The 14,985-nt window shown below is 76.8% G+C and carries 12 protein-coding genes; 10 read left to right on the plus strand and 2 right to left on the minus strand.

Translation table 11 applies throughout. From position 1 onward, the window contains the following. Positions 1-166: 166 nt before the first annotated feature. Positions 167-760: a hypothetical protein gene (locus EJA20_RS06820; RefSeq protein WP_129337416.1), complete on the minus strand. Its 594-nt coding sequence runs from the start codon at positions 758-760 to the stop codon at positions 167-169. 415 nt (positions 761-1,175) lie between these two features. Here EJA20_RS06820 and ligA point away from each other — a divergent pair, with 415 nt between their 5' ends. The 8 genes from ligA (at position 1,176) to EJA20_RS06860 (ending at position 10,805) form a co-directional block, all read left to right on the plus strand. Further along, a complete protein-coding gene (gene ligA, locus EJA20_RS06825) occupies positions 1,176-3,644 on the plus strand; it encodes an NAD-dependent DNA ligase LigA (protein ID WP_129337417.1) in 2,469 nt (822 codons plus the stop codon). A gap of 163 nt (positions 3,645-3,807) precedes the next feature. Beyond that, positions 3,808-5,226: a GNAT family N-acetyltransferase gene (locus EJA20_RS06830; RefSeq protein WP_240675137.1), complete on the plus strand. Its 1,419-nt coding sequence runs from the start codon at positions 3,808-3,810 to the stop codon at positions 5,224-5,226. Further along, a complete protein-coding gene (locus EJA20_RS06835) occupies positions 5,226-5,648 on the plus strand; it encodes a pilus assembly protein CpaE (RefSeq protein ID WP_129337418.1) in 423 nt (140 codons plus the stop codon). The genes EJA20_RS06830 and EJA20_RS06835 overlap by 1 nt, the downstream gene beginning before the upstream one ends. Positions 5,649-5,684: 36 nt before the next feature. Beyond that, complete coding sequence (gene gatC, locus EJA20_RS06840; protein WP_129337419.1) at positions 5,685-5,984, plus strand: Asp-tRNA(Asn)/Glu-tRNA(Gln) amidotransferase subunit GatC; 300 nt, start codon at positions 5,685-5,687, stop codon at positions 5,982-5,984. Continuing rightward, a complete protein-coding gene (gene gatA / locus EJA20_RS06845) occupies positions 5,981-7,498 on the plus strand; it encodes an Asp-tRNA(Asn)/Glu-tRNA(Gln) amidotransferase subunit GatA (RefSeq protein ID WP_129337420.1) in 1,518 nt (505 codons plus the stop codon). Before gatC ends, gatA begins: the two co-directional genes overlap by 4 nt. Continuing rightward, a complete protein-coding gene (gene gatB, locus EJA20_RS06850) occupies positions 7,495-9,006 on the plus strand; it encodes an Asp-tRNA(Asn)/Glu-tRNA(Gln) amidotransferase subunit GatB (protein ID WP_129337421.1) in 1,512 nt (503 codons plus the stop codon). The genes gatA and gatB overlap by 4 nt, the downstream gene beginning before the upstream one ends. Positions 9,007-9,161: 155 nt before the next feature. Further along, positions 9,162-9,716, plus strand: a complete 555-nt coding sequence (locus EJA20_RS06855) for a GNAT family N-acetyltransferase (RefSeq protein WP_129337422.1) — start codon at positions 9,162-9,164, stop codon at positions 9,714-9,716. 90 nt (positions 9,717-9,806) lie between these two features. Further along, the gene (locus EJA20_RS06860) at positions 9,807-10,805 is read left to right on the plus strand and encodes a 2-hydroxyacid dehydrogenase (protein ID WP_240675139.1); all 999 of its coding nucleotides are present in this window, start codon (positions 9,807-9,809) and stop codon (positions 10,803-10,805) included. Between the two features lie 67 nt (positions 10,806-10,872). Here EJA20_RS06860 and EJA20_RS06865 read toward each other — a convergent pair whose 3' ends face one another. Further along, positions 10,873-12,258 (minus strand): cryptochrome/photolyase family protein, encoded by a 1,386-nt coding sequence (locus tag EJA20_RS06865; protein WP_129337423.1) that lies wholly within the window; start codon positions 12,256-12,258, stop codon positions 10,873-10,875. 87 nt (positions 12,259-12,345) lie between these two features. Here EJA20_RS06865 and EJA20_RS06870 point away from each other — a divergent pair, with 87 nt between their 5' ends. Next, a complete protein-coding gene (locus EJA20_RS06870; RefSeq protein WP_129337424.1) occupies positions 12,346-13,023 on the plus strand; it encodes a VOC family protein in 678 nt (225 codons plus the stop codon). Positions 13,024-13,103: 80 nt separating this feature from the next. Next, positions 13,104-14,966 carry a dihydroxy-acid dehydratase gene (gene ilvD / locus EJA20_RS06875; RefSeq protein WP_129337425.1) on the plus strand — a complete coding sequence of 621 codons (1,863 nt, stop codon included), beginning with the start codon at positions 13,104-13,106 and terminating at the stop codon, positions 14,964-14,966. Positions 14,967-14,985: the final 19 nt, after the last annotated feature.

The raw sequence follows: 14,985 nt of genomic DNA on the forward strand, positions 1-14,985 counted from the left end.
TCGCCCGCGCCGCCCTGGTCGTGGCGGAACGCGCGGAGGGCTAGACGCGGCGCGCGGGGCCGGGCGCGGGCGGCGAGGAGGGCCGGGCGTGGCGGTGGCGCCGCCGGCCGCCGGCCGACGGCGCCACCGTCGTCCCCGCCCGGCCCGGTGCGTCCGTTCCGTCCGGTCAGCAGACGGGCTGCACGTCCAGGTAGGGGCCGAAGGTCACCGGCTCCCAGCTCTGCACGAGCGTGGTCGCCGGCTGGAGCACGAACACGGCGGCGGCGTCGAGGGTGTCGACGTCGTTCGCGAAGTCGGGCAGGTACGCGCCCCCGGGGACCTCCGCCCCGAGCTTGACCCCGCCCGCAGGCAGGCCCGTGATGAGGTACTCGTACCCGTTGCGGTCGGCGGGCCCGGTGGCGAGCACGAGACCGGTCACGGCGTCGTACACCGTCACCACCGCACCCTCGACCGGGTCGAAGGCCGCCAGCACCTGACCGGTGACCGCGGCCCCCGCGTCGAGCACCCGGATCCTGTCGGAGTCGCGCCCCGGCCCGCGCCGCGCGTCGACGCGGAGCCGCTGCCGGCCGTCCTCGACGAGGGTCACGCCCGTGAAGGTGTGGCTTCCCGCGTCCGCGGCCGTGAAGGTGTAGGCCCCCGGCAGGGACCGCACCAGGTCGTCGCTCGTCGAGAAGCGCACGGTGCCGCGGTACCCCGTGACCGTGCGGCCCTGCCGGTCCACCACCTCCACCGTGACGGTGAAGGGGACGCCGGCCACCACGGAGGGGGGCGCCTGCAGGCGCAGGTCCGTCCCCCTCCCCGCAACCGCGGCCGGCGCCGTCACCAGTGCCGCCCCGGAGAGCAGCGCCGCCGCCGCGAGGCATGCCGTCGACCTGCGTGCCGTGCCCACCCGGGGACCGGCCGCGCGCGCGCCCGACCGTCCCGTCCTGCCCAAGTCGTCCATCTCGGACCCCCTGTCCGAGCGCGGGGCGGCGCGCGGTCGCGCCGGAGGGACCCGCGCCCCTCAGGCCTACTCGTCCCGCGGGGCGGGGGCAAGGCTCCGGGAGGGGTTCACCCGCCGCGGCACCGCCGTCGTGGACGGGGGCCGGGCGACGCGGCCGGACGGCCGGCGACGGCACGGGCCCGGCCGGGGGCGTCCGCGGCGGCTGTCGGTGGTCTGGACCAGGATGTGGGGCATGAGCCCGCAGGTCCCCGACGCCCCGCCGTCCACCGAGCCCGCCCCGGCGGCTGCCGGCCCCGAGGTGCGCCACCGCTGGGAGGAGCTGGCGGCCCGCGTCCGGGACTGGCAGTTCGCGTACTACGTGCGCGACGCCCCCGTCGTCAGCGACGCCGAGTACGACACCACGCTGCGCGCGCTCGAGGCCCTGGAGACGGAGCACCCGGACCTGCGCACGCCCGACTCCCCGACGCAGCGCGTGGGCGGGACCTTCTCGACGGAGTTCACCGCGGTCGACCACGTCGAGCGGATGCTGTCGCTCGACAACGCCTTCTCGGCGGAGGACCTGGCGGCCTGGGCGGAGCGCGCGCAGCGCGACCTCGAGAGCCCGGGGGCGGACCTGCACTACCTGTGCGAGCTCAAGATCGACGGGCTGGCCATCGCCCTGCTGTACGAGCGGAACGGGGAGGGCCCGGCGCGCCTCGTGCGGGCGGCGACCCGGGGTGACGGCCGGACGGGCGAGGACGTGACGCTCAACGTCCGCACCATCGCCTCGATCCCGCGGGAGCTGGCGGGCGACCCGGCCACCCACCCGCGGCTGCTCGAGGTGCGCGGGGAGGTGTTCCTCCCGGTCGAGGCGTTCACCGCGCTCAACGCGGCGCAGGTCGCCGCGGGCCGGCCGCCCTTCGCCAACCCGCGCAACGCGGCGGCCGGGTCCCTGCGGCAGAAGGACCCGCGCGTGACGGCCGGGAGGGACCTGCGGATGTACGCCCACGGCCTCGGGGCGGTCCGGTGGGCCGCCGGGGCGCCCGCGGTCCAGCGCCAGTCGCAGGTGTACGACCTGCTCGCCGGCTGGGGCGTCCCCGTGTCGGGCCACACCGAGGTGCTCGCGGGTCTCGACGACGTGCGGGCGATGATCGAGCGGGTCGGGGCGCACCGGCACGACGTGGAGCACGAGATCGACGGCGTGGTGGTGAAGGTCGACGAGATCGCCCTCCAGCGCCGCCTCGGCGCCACGAGCCGGGCCCCCCGGTGGGCGATCGCCTTCAAGTACCCGCCGGAGGAGGTCAACACCCGCCTGCTGGCCATCGAGGTGGGCATCGGGCGGACGGGCCGGGCCACCCCGTTCGGCGTCATGGAGCCCGTGCTCGTGTCGGGGTCGACCGTCCGGCAGGCGACCCTGCACAACCAGGAGGTCGTCGCCGCCAAGGGCGTGCGGGTGGGGGACGTCGTCGTGCTGCGCAAGGCGGGGGACGTCATCCCCGAGATCGTCGGTCCGGCACCCCAGGCGCCCGACGACGACGTGCCCCGCGTGACGTGGACGATGCCCGCGGACTGCCCCGAGTGCGGCACCCCGTTGAGGCCGATGCGCGAGGGGGACGTGGACCTGCGCTGCGCCAACGCCCGGGCGTGCCCGGCGCAGGTGCGCGGGCGGATCGAGCACATCGGCTCCCGCGGCGGGCTCGACGTGGAGGCGCTCGGGGAGGTCACGGCCGCCGCGCTCACGCAGCCCGAGGTCCCCTCGCCGCCGCCCGTCGTCAACGAGGCCGACCTGTTCGACCTCGTCGGCTACCCCGCCGACGCGCCGCCGGAGACCGTCGCGCGGGTCCGGGACGCCTCGCTGGCCCTCCTGGCGCAGGTCGAGGTGGTCGTGCGCGACCCCGAGACGGGGCTGCCGCGCGAGGACGAGGACGGCGCCGTCCGCCGGCGCTCGCCCTTCCGCCGCGTGCTCCGCCACCCCCGCGCCGAGCGCGAGCGGGCGACGGCGGAGGGGCGCGTCCTGCGGGACTGGGAGCCCTCGGAGGCGGCGCGCACCCTGCTCGACCAGCTCGACGCCGCCAAGGGCAAGGAGCTGTGGCGGGTGCTCGTCTCCCTGAGCATCCGCAACGTCGGCCCGACGGCGGCCCGCGCGCTCGCCGCGCACCTGGGCTCCATGGACGCGCTGCGCGCGGCCGTCGACGCGGGCCCCGGGGAGGCCCGGGCGCAGCTGTCGCAGGTCGAGGGCATCGGCCCGGTCATCGTCGACTCCATCGTCGACTGGTTCACCGGGCCCGACGGCGACTGGCACACGGAGATCGTGCGCCGGTGGCAGGCGGCGGGCGTCCGGATGCGCGACGAGCGCGACGCGACGGTGGTCCGCACCCTCGAAGGGCTCACCGTGGTGGTCACCGGGAGCCTGGAGCGCTTCAGCCGCGACTCCGCGAAGGAGGCGGTCCTGTCCCGCGGCGGCAAGGCCGCGGGGAGCGTGTCGAAGAAGACCGACTTCGTGGTGGTGGGGGAGAACGCCGGGTCGAAGGAGGCGAAGGCGCGCGAGCTCGGGCTGGTGATCCTCGACGAGGCGGGCTTCGAGGCGCTGCTCGCCGGCGGGCCGGCGGCGGTGACGCCCGCCGAGGACGCGCCCGAGGGTTCCTCGGGCGAGCCCGCGGCCGACGGGACGGGCGGCGAGGTGGGCGCCCCCGCCGACGACGCGCCGACGGGGACGCCGTGACGCCCGGGCCCGTGGCGGTGCGTCCTCCGGCGGACGCGGACGCGGACGCGCCGGTGGCGGTGGCGCCGGTGGCGGCGCCGTGGGTGACGCTGCCGTCGGTGGCGGGGTCGTGGTGACGGGGCCGTCGGGCGGCGTGCCGCTCGGAGGGGTGCCGCTCGTAGGGGTGCCGCTCGTAGGGGTGCCGCTCGGTGGGGTGCCCGTGGGCCGCTGGTCGGTCGGTCCGGCGCGGGAGGAGGAGCTCGACGCCGTCGGGACGGTGACGGCGGGCGCGTACCTGGCGGACGGGCTCGTCGACGCCGACGCCTGGTACACCGACGAGCTCCGCGACGCCCGGGGCCGGGCGGCGTCCGCGCGCGTGCTCGTGGCGCGGTCCGACGAGGGCGCCGTCCTGGGCACCCTCACGCTCGCACCCGCCGGCGGGCCGCTGGCGGAGGTCGCGCGGGCGGGGGAGCTCGAGCTGCGCATGCTGGCGGTCGACCCGGCGGCGCGGGGCCGCGGGGTGGCCGAGGAGCTCGTGCGCACCGCGCTCGAGCGGGCGGTCCTCGAGGGCCGGACCGTGGTGCTGTCGACCCTCGACGCGATGGCGTCGGCGCACCGGCTCTACGGGCGCCTCGGGTTCCGTCCGGCGCCCGACCGCGACTGGCACGGGTCCGGCGGCATCGCCCTGCGGACGTGGACGTGGACGCCGCCGCAGGGTCCTGGGCCGGAGGTGGAGCGGGTGACGTGGCCGCCCCTGCGGACGGTCACGACGCCCTCGGGGTGGCGCGTCGGGCTGTCCGAGGGGCTCACGCGGCGCGCCAACAGCGCGCTCGCGCCGCAGGACGACCCGGCCGCGGCCCTCGGGCCGCAGGTCCTCGACGAGGTCGAGGACGTGTTCGCCGCGGCGGGGCTGCCGTCCGTCCTCCGCCTCGACGGCGCCGCCGGGCGGCCCGGCGGAGCGACCGCCGGGATGCTCCGCGCGCGCGGGTACGCGGTGCGCGTGACGACGCTCGTCCTCGTGACGGACGACCCCCTCCGGGCGGCGGCCCTCGCCGTCGGGCGGGACCCGGCTCCCGGGGGCGAGGACGGGAGCGGGTCGGGCGACGGCGACGCCGACGGAGGCGGACCGGGCGTGCCGGACGGGCTCGACCTCTCCGGGCGGCCCGAGCCGGAGGACGACTGGCTGGACCTGTGGCTGGGCGAGAAGGCCGGGGTCGGCACGTCCGGCGCGGGGCTCTCCCGTGCGGCGGCCGCCCGGACGCTGCTGTCCGGGGCGCCGGCCACGTACCTCACAGCGCGTCGGGCAGGACGCACGGTCGGGGTGCTGCGCGTGGCGCCGGCGGGGTCGTGGGCTGCGCTCGCGTGCCTCGTCGTGGCGCCGGGGGAGCGGCGGCGCGGCACGGGCCGGCGCCTCGTCGCCGCCGGGCTCCGGCACGCGGTGGACGGTGGTGCGGAGCGGGTCTTCCTGCAGGTGGAGGCCGAGAACCACGCCGCGCGGCGGCTCTACGGCCGGCTCGGGCTCCGGCCGGCCGACGCCTACCGCTACGCCGAGCGCCCGGCCGGTGACCGGCGCGGCCGGGGCGCTCCCGCGATACTGGCGTGATGATCTCCCCTCTGAACGCCGAGCGGCTGCAGGCCGCGGGCCTGCGCTGGTCCCCGGCCCCCGGGGACCGCTTCACCCTGCGGTCCGACCAGCTCGAGGACCAGGTGTTCACCATCTCGGACATGGTCGTCGAGGCGCACCGGTACGAGACCGGCACGGTGCTGGGCTTCAACGGCACGACGGAGTGGGCGCTGGACTCCGTGCGGCAGGAGGACGCCCTGTGGCTGCCCCGCGAGGACCAGCTGCGCGACCTGCTCGGGCGCACGTTCCGCAGTCTCGCGCGGTCGACGGACGGTCGCTTCCAGGTGCTCGTCGAGCTCGTCGGCCAGCCCGAGCGCGTCTTCACCGCCGACGCGGCCGAGGACGCCTACGCCGAGGCGCTGCTGGCGCTCGTCGCGACGGCGGTCGACCCCGTCGGCTGACCGGCCGTGTCGGCCCCGCCCCCTAGACTCGCGCGCATGTCCACCCTCTCCCGCGACGAGGTCGCGCGCGTGGCCGGGCTGGCCCGGATCGAGCTCACGGAGGCCGAGCTGGACCGCCTCGCCGGCGAGCTCGACGTCATCGTCTCCTCGGTCGCCCGCGTCAGCGAGGTCGCGACCCCCGACGTGCCGGCCACGAGCCACCCGCTGCCCCTGACGAACGTGTTCCGGCCCGACGAGCCCGTCGCCCCGCTCGACCGCGAGGCCGTGCTCGCCGCCGCCCCGGCGCACGAGGACGGCAAGTTCCTCGTGCCGCAGATCCTGGAGGAGGAGGCGTGAGCGCCGAGCTGATCCGGCGCAGCGCCGCCGACCTCGCGACCGCCCTCGCCGCGGGCGAGGTGTCCAGCGTCGAGGTGACGCAGGCGCACCTGGACCGCATCGCTGCGGTGGAGCCCGCGGTGCACGCGTTCCTCCACGTGAGCGGTGAGAGCGCCCTGGCCACGGCCCGGGACGTCGACGCGCGCCGTGCCGCGGGGGAGACCCTGCACGCGCTCGCCGGCGTGCCCATCGCGGTCAAGGACGTCGTCGTCACCGAGGGCGTCCCCACCACGGCCGGCTCCCGCATCCTCGAGGGCTGGGTGCCGCCCTACGACGCGACGCTCGTGCGCCGCCTCAAGGCCGCGCGCCTGCCGGTCCTCGGCAAGACGAACATGGACGAGTTCGCGATGGGCTCCTCCACGGAGCACTCCGCGTACGGCGACACGCACAACCCGTGGGACCTCGACCGCATCCCCGGGGGCTCCGGCGGCGGCTCGGCCGCGGCCGTGGCGGCCTTCGAGGCGCCCCTGGCCATCGGCACGGACACGGGCGGCTCCATCCGCCAGCCTGCCGCCGTCACGGGCACGGTGGGCTCGAAGCCGACGTACGGTTCCGTGTCGCGCTACGGCCTCATCGCGCTGGCGTCCAGCCTGGACCAGGCCGGGCCCTGCACCCGCACCGTGCTGGACGCGGCGCTGCTGCACGAGCTCATCGGCGGACACGACCCGCTGGACTCCACGAGCATCGCCGAGCCGCTGCCCGACCTCGTCGGCGCGGCCCGGCAGGGCCTGAGCGGCGACCTGAGCGGCGTGCGGGTCGGCGTCGTCCGCGAGCTGCAGGGCGAGGGCTACCAGCCGGGCGTGCTCGCCCGCTTCGAGGAGTCCCTCGAGGTCCTGCGCGGGCTCGGCGCGGAGGTCGTCGAGGTCTCCTGCCCGCACTTCGGCTACGCCCTCGAGGCGTACTACCTCATCCTCCCCGCGGAGGCCTCGAGCAACCTCGCCAAGTTCGACGGCATGCGCTTCGGCCTGCGCGTCGAGCCCGAGGACGGCCCGGTGACCGCCGAGCGCGTCATGGCCGCCACCCGCGGCCGGGGCTTCGGCGACGAGGTGAAGCGCCGCATCATCCTCGGCACCTACGCGCTGTCCGCGGGCTACTACGACGCCTACTACGGCTCGGCGCAGAAGGTGCGCACGCTCATCCAGCGCGACTTCGCGGCCGCCTTCGAGAGGGCCGACGTGCTCGTCTCGCCGACGGCGCCGACGACCGCCTTCCGGCTCGGGGAGAAGCTCGACGACCCGCTGGCCATGTACCTCAACGACGTGGCGACGATCCCCGTGAACCTCGCGGGCGTGCCCGGCCTGTCCCTGCCGGCGGGCCTGTCGGACGACGGCCTGCCCGTCGGCTTCCAGGTCATCGCCCCGGCGAAGGCCGACGACCGGCTGTACCGCGTCGGCGCCGCGCTGGAGACGGCGCTCGAGAGCCGCTGGGGCGGCCCGATCCTCGCGCAGGCCCCGAGGCTGGAGGAGAACCGATGAGCACCACGACCGCCCCGGACCTCGTGCCCTACGAGGACGCCGTCGCGCGCTACGACACCGTCATCGGCATCGAGGTGCACGTCGAGCTCGGCACCCGCACGAAGATGTTCGACGGCGCGGAGGTCGGCTTCGGCGGCGAGCCGAACACGCAGGTGACGCCCGTGTCGCTCGGGCTGCCCGGCGCGCTGCCCGCCGTGAACGGCACGGCGGTGGAGTACGCGATCCGGATCGGCCTCGCGCTGAACTGCACGATCGCCGAGAGCTGCCGCTTCGCGCGGAAGAACTACTTCTACCCGGACGTCCCGAAGAACTTCCAGACGTCCCAGTACGACGAGCCCATCGCGTACGACGGCTGGGTGGACGTCGAGCTCGAGGACGGGTCGACGTTCCGCGTCGAGGTCGAGCGTGCCCACATGGAGGAGGACGCCGGCAAGAACACGCACGTCGGCGGCGCGACGGGCCGGATCCACGGCGCGGAGTACTCCCTCGTGGACTACAACCGCGCGGGCATCCCGCTCGTCGAGATCGTCACGCGGCCGATCGAGGGTGCCGGGGACCGGGCGCCCGAGGTGGCCCGCGCCTACGTGCAGACGCTGCGGGACCTGTTCCGGACCCTGGGCGTCTCCGAGGCGCGCATGGAGCGCGGCAACGTGCGGGCGGACGTCAACGTCTCGCTGCGCCCGTCGCCGGACGCGCCGCTGGGCACGCGCACGGAGACGAAGAACGTCAACTCCTTCCGGTCCGTCGAGCGGGCCGTCCGGTACGAGGTGGGCCGGCAGGCCGCGGTCCTCGACGCGGGCGGCCGGATCACGCAGGAGACCCGGCACTGGCACGAGGACCGCGGGACGACCTCCCCGGGCCGCGTGAAGTCCGACGCGGAGGACTACCGCTACTTCCCCGAGCCCGACCTCGTCCCGGTGGCGCCGGACCGCGCGTGGGTCGAGAGGATCCGGGCCGCGCTGCCGGAGCTCCCGGCCGCCCGGCGCCGCCGGCTCCAGGGCGAGTGGGGCTACGCCGACGCCGAGATGCGGGACGTCGTGAACGCCGGCGCCCTCGAGCTCATCGAGGCCACCGTCGCCGGGGGCGCGAGCCCGGCCGCCGCGCGCAAGTGGTGGATGGGCGAGCTCGCCCGCACCGCCAAGCAGGGGGAGGTCGAGCTCGCCGACCTGCCCATCACGCCGGCCCAGATCGCGGGCCTGCAGGCGCTCGTCGACGCCGGTCGGATCAACGACAAGCTCGCGCGCCAGGTGCTCGAGGGCGTGCTGGCCGGCGAGGGCGACCCGGAGGCGGTGCTCGTCGCCCGCGGGCTGGAGATCGTCTCCGACGACGGGCCGCTGCTCGAGGCCATCGACGCGGCGCTCGCCGCCCAGCCCGACATCGCCGAGAAGATCCGGGGCGGCAACCTCGGGCCGGTGGGCGCCATCATCGGCGCGGTGATGAAGGCCACGCGCGGGCAGGCGGACGCGGGCCGCGTGCGCGCGCTCGTGCTGGAGCGCGTGAACGCCTGACCGTTGGACCGTCGGACCGTCCTGACCGCCGGGGGCCGGGTGCGCACGCCGCACCCGGCCCCGGCGCGTCCGGCGACGGACGCGTCATCCTCGCGTCACACGCGCCCTCTACGGTCGGGGTGCCCCGGCCCCCGTCGGCGGCGGGAGGGGGAGCGGTGGAGAAGCCGACGCTGCAGGGCGAGATGGTGGTGCTGCGGCCCGTGCGCGCGGGTGACGCCCCCGGGCTCTGGGACGCCGTGTCCGACGCGGAGGGCCGCCGGCTCGCGGGCGACACGCGCCGGTGGACCCGGGCGGAGGTCGACCGCTGGGCGGCGTCGGCGGCGTCGCTGCCGGGCCGCTACGACCTCGCCGTCACGGCGCAGGGCTCCGAGGAGTACCTCGGGGGCATCGCCCTGGGCGCGGTCGACGAGGTCGCCGCCTCCGCCGAGCTCCACCTGCTCATGCGGCCGGCCTTCCGCGGCCGCGGCTACGGCACGGAGGCGATCGAGCTCGTGCTCGGCCTCGCGTTCGACGGCCTCGGCCTGCACCGGGTCGGCCTCCGGGTGCCCTCCGTGAACCCCCGGGTGCAGGCGATGTACGACAGCCTCGGCTTCCGGGTGGAGGGCCGCCTGCGCGACGCGGGCCGCGACGGCGAGCGCTGGTGCGACGTCGTCGTGATGGGGCTGCTCGAGGACGAGTACCTCGCGCGCCAGCCCGACCGCCTCGGCTGACGGCGTCGGGCGGTCCGTGTCCGCCCGCGCGTCCGGCGCCCGCGCCCGGCCCTGGCCGGGGCGCGCCCCGACGACCGGCAGGATGGGCGCGTGCTGACGGTGACCCTCCCCGACGACGACCTGCTCGCCCGCCTGGCCGACCTCGACGGCTGTCCCGTCCCGGCGGGGACCGTCCTGGGGTCGGGCAGCGGCGTGCCGGGCGGGGCCCTGCCCGCCGGCCGGGTGCGGCTCGTGCGCTGGGACGTGCGCTCCCGTCTCGACCCGGCCCTGGCCGCCGAGGTCGACCTCGTCGTCATCCCGCACTACTTCGTCGAGCCCGGCGCCTTCGACGCCCTGGCGCAGGTGCCCCGCCTGCGCCTGCTGCAGCTGCCGAGCGCGGGGTACGAGCACGCGCTGCCCCACCTGCCGCCCGGCGTGGTCCTCTGCAACGGCCGCGGCATCCACGACGCGGGCACCGCCGAGCACGCCCTCGGCATGGTCCTCGCGGTCCAGCGGGGGATCGACGACTCCGTCCGGGCGATGTCCACGGGCACGTGGGCGCCGCGCACGACCCCGTCCCTGGCGGACCGGCGCGTGCTCGTCGTCGGCGACGGGTCGGTCGCGCGGGCGCTGGGCCGCCGGCTCGCCGCGTTCGAGGTGACGCTGGTCCGGGTGGCCTCGCACGCCCGCGACAGGCCGGACGGGCACGTGCACGGCGTCGACGAGCTGCCCGCGCTGCTGCCCGACGCCGACGTCGTCGTGCTGCTCGTGCCGCTCACGGATGCCACCCGGCACCTCGTCGACGCGCGGTTCCTGGCGTCGATGCGCGACGGGGCCCTGCTGGTCAACGTCGCGCGCGGGGCGGTGGTCGACACCGACGCCCTCGTCGCGGAGGTGCGGACGGGCCGGCTGCGGGCGGCCCTCGACGTCACCGACCCGGAGCCGCTGCCCGCCGACCACCCGCTGTGGCACCTGCCCGGCGTGCTGGTGACGCCGCACCAGGGCGGCAACACCGACGCCGCGCTCCCGCGCACGGCCGACCTCGTCCGCCGTCAGGTGGCGGTGCTGCTCGCGGGCGACCGGCCGCTCAACGTGGTCGCGGGGGCCTGACCGGCGGTCCGGCGCCCGGCGGGGCCGGCCGGGCGCGCCCGGTCACGGGGGGTGTCCGCCGGGACCGTCAAGCGCGCGCCCGGGCGTGGTCGGCCAGCGCCCGCTCGCGCTCGCGCGCGTGGTCGACGACCGGCGCGGGGTAGCCCTCCGGCGCGACGAGCCCGAGGTCCCACGGCCGGTGCACCGCCCTGCCCGACACCTCCCGCAGCTCCGGCACCCAGCGGCGCACGTAGTCGCCGTCGGGGTCGAACTTCTCGCCCTGCACGACGGGGTTGAACACCCGGAAGTACGGCGCGGCGTCGCGGCCCGTCCCGGCGACCCACTGCCAGTTGAGCTGGTTCTGGGGCACGTCCCCGTCGACGAGGCGCTCCATGAACAGGGCGGCGCCCCGCTGCCACGGCAGGTGCAGGTCCTTGACGAGGAAGGACGCCGTCACCATCCGGACGCGGTTGTGCATCCAGCCCACGGTGCGCATCTGCCGCATGCCGGCGTCGACGAGGGGGTAGCCCGTGCGGCCCTCCGCCCACGCGTCGAACCGCGCGTCGGCGTCGGGGCCGGAGTCCCAGGCGTCCTCGGGCACGACGTCCCGCAGGGAGCGGGTGCGCGACCCGGGCCGGTGCCACAGCACGTCGGCGTGGAACTCCCGCCACGCGAGCTCGGACCGGTAGCCGTCCACGTCCTCGCGGGCCGGCTCGCCCCGCCCCCCGACGGGCACCGCGGCGAGGTCGGCCAGGAGGGTCCGCGGGTGGAGCTCGCCCCACTTGAGCGGGATCGACATGCTGGAGGTGCCCTCGAGGTCGGGCCGGTCGCGGCGGTCCGCGTAGCCGGCGAGGCCGCCCTCGAGGAACCGGTGCCAGCGGGCGCGGTGCGCGGCCTCGCCCGCGGGCGGCAGCCGCACGTCGCCGGCGGGCGGCCGGGGCACGCCCTGCGAGGCGAGCGCCGCCCAGGGCACGGACCGCGGCCGCGGGGCCGGGGCGTGCCACCCGTGGGCCAGCCACGCCCGCCGGAAGGGCGTGAACACCTTGAACTCCTCGCCCGCGCCCGTCGCGAGGCGCCCGGGGGCCACGGCGTAGGGCGAGCCGGTGGGCACGAGCTCCGCGCCGGCCCGGGCGAGCGCGGCCGCGACGGCCTCGTCGCGGCGGCGCCCGAACGGCTCCGTGGCGGCCGTGACGTGGACGTGGCGCGCGCCGACCTCCCGGGCGACGGCGGGCACGACCTCGACGGGGTCCCCGTGGCGCACGACGAGCCGCCCGCCCAGCGCCTCGTCGAGGGCCTCGAGGGTGGCGGCGAGGTAGGCCAGCCGAGGCGGGCCGGCCACCCGCCAGAGCACGGGGTCGGTGACGTAGAGGGCGAGGACCTCGTCGTCGTCCGCGCGCGCCTGCGTCACGGCGGCGACGAGGGCGGGGTGGTCGGACAGGCGCAGGTCCCGGCGGAACCACAGGACGGTCGGCACGGCGTCGACGCTAACCGGGCGGCGGACGGGCCGCGTCCCGACGCCGGCCCGTCGCCTCCGGACGCCCTCAGGTGGCACGGTGGCCCCATGACGACCCCCGGGCCCACGACGGAGACGCTCCCGCACGGCCGGGTCGCCGCGGCGGTCGACCGGCGCCACTGGCGCGTCGTGCTCGGCACCCTGCGCGCGGTGCTCGTCGCCCCCGACTTCGCGACGGGGGCGGAGCTCGTGCAGCAGGTCGCGGAGGCGGCGGAGGCGGCGGGCCACCACCCCGACGTGCTGCTGCGGTGGGGCAGCGTCACGATCACGCTGGTGTCGCACGACGCGGGCGGGCTGACGGCGCGGGACGTGGCGCTGGCGCGCACGGTCTCGGCGCTCGCGGACCGCCTGGGCATGACGGGCGCGCCGGAGCGCGTGCAGGCGGTGGAGCTCGCGGTCGACGCCCTCGACCGGCCGGGGGTGCGGCCCTTCTGGGCGGCGGTCCTCGGCTACGCCGACCACCCGGGGGACGGCGGGCTCGTCGGGCCGACGGGGGAGGGGCCGACGGTCTGGTTCCAGCAGATGGACAGCCCGCGGCCGCAGCGCAACCGGCTGCACGTCGACGTGTCGGTCGGCGAGGACGAGGCCCCCCGCCGGGTCGCGGCCGCCCTCGCCGCGGGCGGCCGGCTCGTGTCCGACGCGGAGGCGCCGGCGTTCTGGGTCCTGGCGGACGCGGAGGGCAACGAGGCCTGCGTCTGCACGTGGCAGGGGCGCCCGACGGCGTGAGCCCGAGGGGCGGACCGGCACCCGGGGCACGACGCGGGCGGACGTACCGTGAGGGCCCCCGAACAGAGGAGCCCCTGGCGATGAGCCGTCCGCTGCGCTCGCGCACGTCCACCCACGGCCGCAACATGGCCGGCGCCCGGGCGCTCTGGCGCGCCACGGGCATGGGCTCGGAGGACTTCGGCAAGCCGATCGTCGCCATCGCGAACTCGTACACGCAGTTCGTCCCGGGGCACGTGCACCTCAAGGACATGGGCGACCTCGTCGCCTCGGCGATCCGCGAGGCCGGCGGCGTGGCCAAGGAGTTCAACACCATCGCGGTCGACGACGGCATCGCGATGGGCCACGGCGGGATGCTCTACTCCCTGCCCAGCCGCGACCTCATCGCGGACTCCGTGGAGTACATGGTCAACGCGCACACCGCCGACGCGCTCGTGTGCATCTCCAACTGCGACAAGATCACGCCCGGGATGCTCAACGCGGCGCTGCGGCTGGACATCCCGACGGTGTTCGTCTCCGGCGGGCCGATGGAGGCCGGCAAGGCCGTCGTCGCGGACGGCGTGGCGAAGACCCCCCTGAACCTCGTCAACGCCATCAACCTGTCCGCCGACGAGGACGTCTCGGACGCGGCGCTGGCGCAGGTCGAGGAGAACGCCTGCCCCACGTGCGGCTCGTGCTCGGGCATGTTCACCGCGAACTCCATGAACTGCCTGACGGAGGCGCTCGGGCTGTCGCTGCCCGGCAACGGCTCGACCCTGGCGACCCACAGCGCGCGGCGCGAGCTCTTCCTCGAGGCCGGCCGCACGGTCGTCGACCTGGCCCGCCGGTACTACGAGGACGAGGACGACAGCGCCGCCCCGCGGGGCATCGCGACGCGGGCGGCCTTCGCGAACGCGATGACGCTCGACGTGGCCATGGGCGGCTCGACGAACACCGTCCTGCACGTCCTGGCCGCCGCGCAGGAGGCCGAGGTCGACTTCACGCTCGCGGAGATCGACGCGATCTCGCGCCGCGTGCCGTGCCTGGCCAAGGTGGCGCCGAACCACCCCGACTACCACATGGAGGACGTGCACCGGGCGGGCGGCATCCCGGCGCTGCTCGGCGAGCTCGACCGCGCGGGCCTGCTCGACCACGACGTCTCCAGCGTCCACACCCCGACCCTGCGCGCCTGGCTCGACGACTGGGACGTGCGGGGAGGGCGGGCGACGGAGCGCGCCGTCGCGCTGTTCCACGCCGCACCGGGCGGCGTGCGGACCACGCAGGCGTTCTCGACGAGCAACGCCTGGGCGTCCCTCGACACGGACGCCGCCGGCGGGTGCATCCGCGACGTGGCGCACGCCTACACCGTCGAGGGCGGCCTGGCGGTCCTGCGCGGCAACCTCGCCGAGGACGGCGCGGTCCTCAAGACCGCCGGCATCGACCCGGACGTCTTCCACTTCGTCGGCCGCGCGCTCGTGTGCGAGTCGCAGGAGGAGGCGGTCGAGAAGATCCTGCGCAAGGAGGTGCAGCCGGGGCACGTCGTCGTCGTGCGGTACGAGGGCCCGGCCGGCGGCCCCGGCATGCAGGAGATGCTCTACCCGACCTCGTTCCTCAAGGGCCGGGGGCTGGGCAAGGTCTGCGCCCTGATCACGGACGGCCGGTTCTCCGGCGGCTCGTCGGGGATCTCCGTCGGGCACGTCTCCCCGGAGGCCGCGTCCGGCGGCGCGATCGGGCTCGTCGAGGACGGCGACCGGATCGAGATCGACGTCGAGACGCGCCTCATCCGGCTGGACGTCCCCGACGAGGTGCTGGCCGAGCGGCGCGCGAAGATGGAGGCCTCGGAGCGCCCGTGGCAGCCCGTCGCCCGCGAGCGGTACGTCTCGAAGGCCCTGCAGGCCTACGCCGCGATGGCCACGTCGGCCGACCGCGGCGCCGTGCGGGACCTCGGGCGGCTCCGCCGCGGCTAGGCCGGCGGGACCGCCGCGT

It is taken from the genome of Cellulomonas endophytica, from assembly GCF_004123805.1.
In the GTDB taxonomy this organism is placed as follows: Bacteria; Actinomycetota; Actinomycetes; order Actinomycetales; family Cellulomonadaceae; genus Cellulomonas; species Cellulomonas endophytica.

Coding starts and splice junctions, on each gene's coding strand:
- ligA (WP_129337417.1), top strand. CDS start 1,176: ATGAGCCCGCAGGTCCCCGACGCCCCGCCGTCCACCGAGCCCGCCCCG.
- EJA20_RS06835 (WP_129337418.1), top strand. CDS start 5,226: ATGATCTCCCCTCTGAACGCCGAGCGGCTGCAGGCCGCGGGCCTGCGC.
- gatC (WP_129337419.1), top strand. CDS start 5,685: ATGTCCACCCTCTCCCGCGACGAGGTCGCGCGCGTGGCCGGGCTGGCC.
- gatB (WP_129337421.1), top strand. CDS start 7,495: ATGAGCACCACGACCGCCCCGGACCTCGTGCCCTACGAGGACGCCGTC.
- EJA20_RS06870 (WP_129337424.1), top strand. CDS start 12,346: ATGACGACCCCCGGGCCCACGACGGAGACGCTCCCGCACGGCCGGGTC.
- ilvD (WP_129337425.1), top strand. CDS start 13,104: ATGAGCCGTCCGCTGCGCTCGCGCACGTCCACCCACGGCCGCAACATG.